A 2,980-nucleotide genomic window follows, 5' to 3' on the forward strand; every position below is an offset into this window, starting at 1 on the left:
CGTCTTTAAAGATTAGTTATTTAGTTTTGTCCCAGCCTCTTTTTTACTAGTTTTATATTTCATGTTCTCTCCACAGAAACGGAAGAAATTCAAATTTTTTAATACCTATTATTAGCCGTATCTAATGACTGTTTTAAATTACCTTCTCTTTGGACAATCTCTTGCTCTGCTTGATTTCGTTTTTGCTTGCCTTCTTCTTGGATTTGCAGTGTCTCTTCTAGTGAATTCATCAATTTATACTGTGTTTCTTTTAATGATTCTATTTCCTGCATTGCTGATTGATTTTCATTTGCGATTGTTGCCATCTCTCTTACATTTGATTCTACCCTATTTGTGTTTATTCTCGTTTGCGTTTCCATTGCATACCGCTGTCTTAGAAGCGTTAAAGCAATGGAAACTTGATTTCTCCATAGTGGAATCGCAGTCATAATTGATGACTGAATTTTATCAATCACAGTTCGATTCGTATGTTGAATCAAGCGGATTTGTGGAGCTGTTTGTATGGTAATTTCCCTGCTGACTTTTAAATCGAAAATACGCTTCTCGAGTAATTCAGCAAAGTGAATGAAATCATTTACCTCTTGTAACTTCATCCGATCCCCTGATTCTTCCGCTAACTTTTTTTTCTCAGGAATAAGCTTTTCTGTCATTTCTTCATACTTCATTTCCGCCGCCGCAATATAGACATTCAAATCTTGGAAATATGTTTTATTGTTTTCATACAATTGCTCTAATAGATGAATGTCTGCAGTCAGGACATTTTTGCTGCGCTCAAGACGGACACTCATGCGATCTATTTGCGCACTCGCTTTCTGATAATTAGAAAGGACCTCCTGAACACTTTTAGATGGCCTGCTAAATAATCTGCGAAAAAATCCTTTCTTCTCTACCCGTAATTCATCTGGATTTATTTCATTTAGTCTTTCCATTAATTCGCCAACAACATCGCCTACTTCTCCGACATCTTTTCGCTGAACGTGTTCAATCATCATGTGAGAAAAAGACAGCAATTTCTTCTGAGCTTCTGCTCCATAAGAAATCATAATTCGGTGATTAGTTGGATCAAGCTTAGCCGCCAGTTCATATGCCCGTTTCTGATTTTCTGGTGGCAAAACATCAATAAGGCGAACAGTTTCAGCTGTTTCGCCTTTTTTCATCAACAAATTATTGCTTTCTCCTAAAGGGTCAGAGAAATAATCATTTGAAATAGTTTTCATTTCTCGTTCATCTGTCATTTAGGCCGCCTGCTTTCATCTATCAAATCCTTGTCTTTCTCCTTATAAGAAGTATGCTTTACTACATCTAATTCAAAATGCAAATCATCGATATCATCTGACAGTATTTCATGAAGATCGTCTTCTAGCGTTCTGGAAAGCTGCTCTAATGTTCTTCTTGTATCATTTAAAGTTGCCTGTAATGCCCTGTTCTTTTTGGGTTGAGCTGATAACAGTGCATATTTTTCAGCAATCTCCACTAAAGAATCCAAGTGAGAATAATAAAATTTGTCCGCTTTATAAAAACGGCGTGGCTCTTCCTTCGTTAATCGATAGATTTTCTTTGTGACGCGCATTAAATCAATTCTTTGTTTAAAGGAAGGAAAGTGACGAATGGCAAATACGTGTCGATTTAAACGACTAATTTTCTCATTCGCTTCCTTTAATTGCGTCTGGATAAATTTATATTCCTTTCTTGATAATCCTTGCCTTACCATTGACTGATGCTTGATTACACCATCAGAGATAAAATAAGTAACAGCGGTTGCTGCTATCCCATATGCAACGGAAAGGAAGAAATATTGATCAAATCCCACATAACTAATTAACCATGTTAAAGCACCTACAGGAAAAGAGATGCCTGTTCGCACTAAAAACATTAAAAATGAGTTCACTATAATCGACTCCTGCCTTTGTATCCTTTAATTTTTATACGTTCCTAATCAACATTTGTTTCAAAAATGTACGTTTTATTTAATTCTATTTTAACGTAAACAGGCTATTTTTTGCTATAGACTTTAAATGGAATATTGTCTACGACTAAAGACGTATTTTCTTATACTGTCCCTTACATTATATCTATGTGGAAAAGCATAAAAAAATGATTTGATCCTTTTGATTCTATCAATCTAGACTTATATCGTTGATTTCCATTAGGCATGGTATGTAATAATAGAAATGTTGACATTAATTTTCACATTTACGGAGATGGCAAAAGATACTTTGACTCGAAAAGCAGATTCAGTATCTAGGTTTGGAAAACTGGCGCTTTTCTGTGGTCTAATCCCATTCGAATATACCGACCATACTTAATTAAGGTAGTTCACCAATCAGACATAACTTTGTGAACTAAATGTGAATTACATCACAAACATCTTTATTACGTTGGAAATGGTGATATTATATAAGTGTAGTAAGAAACAAACAAGATCTTGTAAAAAGAAATGTGAAATAGTGAACAATATAATCAGATAACTAATCTTAAGGAGATGGAGTAAAATGTTAGACTTATTAAGAAATAATAAAGTGGTTGCCGGAATTTTAGCGATATTTAGAATTTATCTTGGTTATCAATTTATCCATGCAGGCTATGAAAAAATTACAAGTGGTGGCTTAGACGCAAGTGGATTTTTACAAGGGGCAATTGCAAATAGCACAGGTGATCACCCAGCAGTACAAGGATGGTGGGCAACATTTCTAGAACATATAGCACTCCCAAATGCGGATTTATTCAGTTTCATGGTTCAATGGGGAGAAGTTCTAGTAGGGATCGCACTAATCCTAGGTTTATTCACAAGCTTTGCAACATTGATGGGAATGGTCATGAACTTTGCCTTCTTATTTAGTGGAACAGTAAGCACAAATGGACAAATGATTCTATTAGCAATATTCGTTATCGTAGCAGGTGCAAACGCAGGTAAATTTGGTCTAGACCGTTATGCAATGCCATATATCAAAAAGCAATGGAACAATAGAAGAAATAATAA

The 2,980-nt window shown here is 35.1% G+C and carries 3 protein-coding genes; 1 reads left to right on the forward strand and 2 read right to left on the reverse strand.

All coding sequences use genetic code 11. The features are described 5' to 3' along the window. Positions 1-98 precede the first annotated feature (98 nt). Positions 99-1,235 carry a toxic anion resistance protein gene (locus ADJ83_RS07325; protein ID WP_031540289.1) on the reverse strand — a complete coding sequence of 379 codons (1,137 nt, stop codon included), beginning with the start codon at positions 1,233-1,235 and terminating at the stop codon, positions 99-101. Further along, the gene (locus tag ADJ83_RS07330) at positions 1,232-1,888 is read right to left on the reverse strand and encodes a 5-bromo-4-chloroindolyl phosphate hydrolysis family protein (protein WP_031540291.1); all 657 of its coding nucleotides are present in this window, start codon (positions 1,886-1,888) and stop codon (positions 1,232-1,234) included. Before ADJ83_RS07330 ends, ADJ83_RS07325 begins: the two co-directional genes overlap by 4 nt. Before the next feature lie 604 nt (positions 1,889-2,492). Here ADJ83_RS07330 and ADJ83_RS07335 point away from each other — a divergent pair. Beyond that, the coding region (locus ADJ83_RS07335) for a DoxX family protein (RefSeq protein ID WP_048717199.1) at positions 2,493-2,980 on the forward strand (488 nt) is incomplete at its 3' end.

This window comes from Bacillus sp. 522_BSPC (genome assembly GCF_001076885.1).
GTDB classification, from domain to species: domain Bacteria; phylum Bacillota; class Bacilli; order Bacillales; family Cytobacillaceae; genus Niallia; species Niallia hominis.

What these genes read in the sequence shown, in the direction of transcription:
- ADJ83_RS07325 (WP_031540289.1), bottom strand. Translation starts at nt 1,235, where the DNA reads ATGACAGATGAACGAGAAATGAAAACTATTTCAAATGATTATTTCTCT.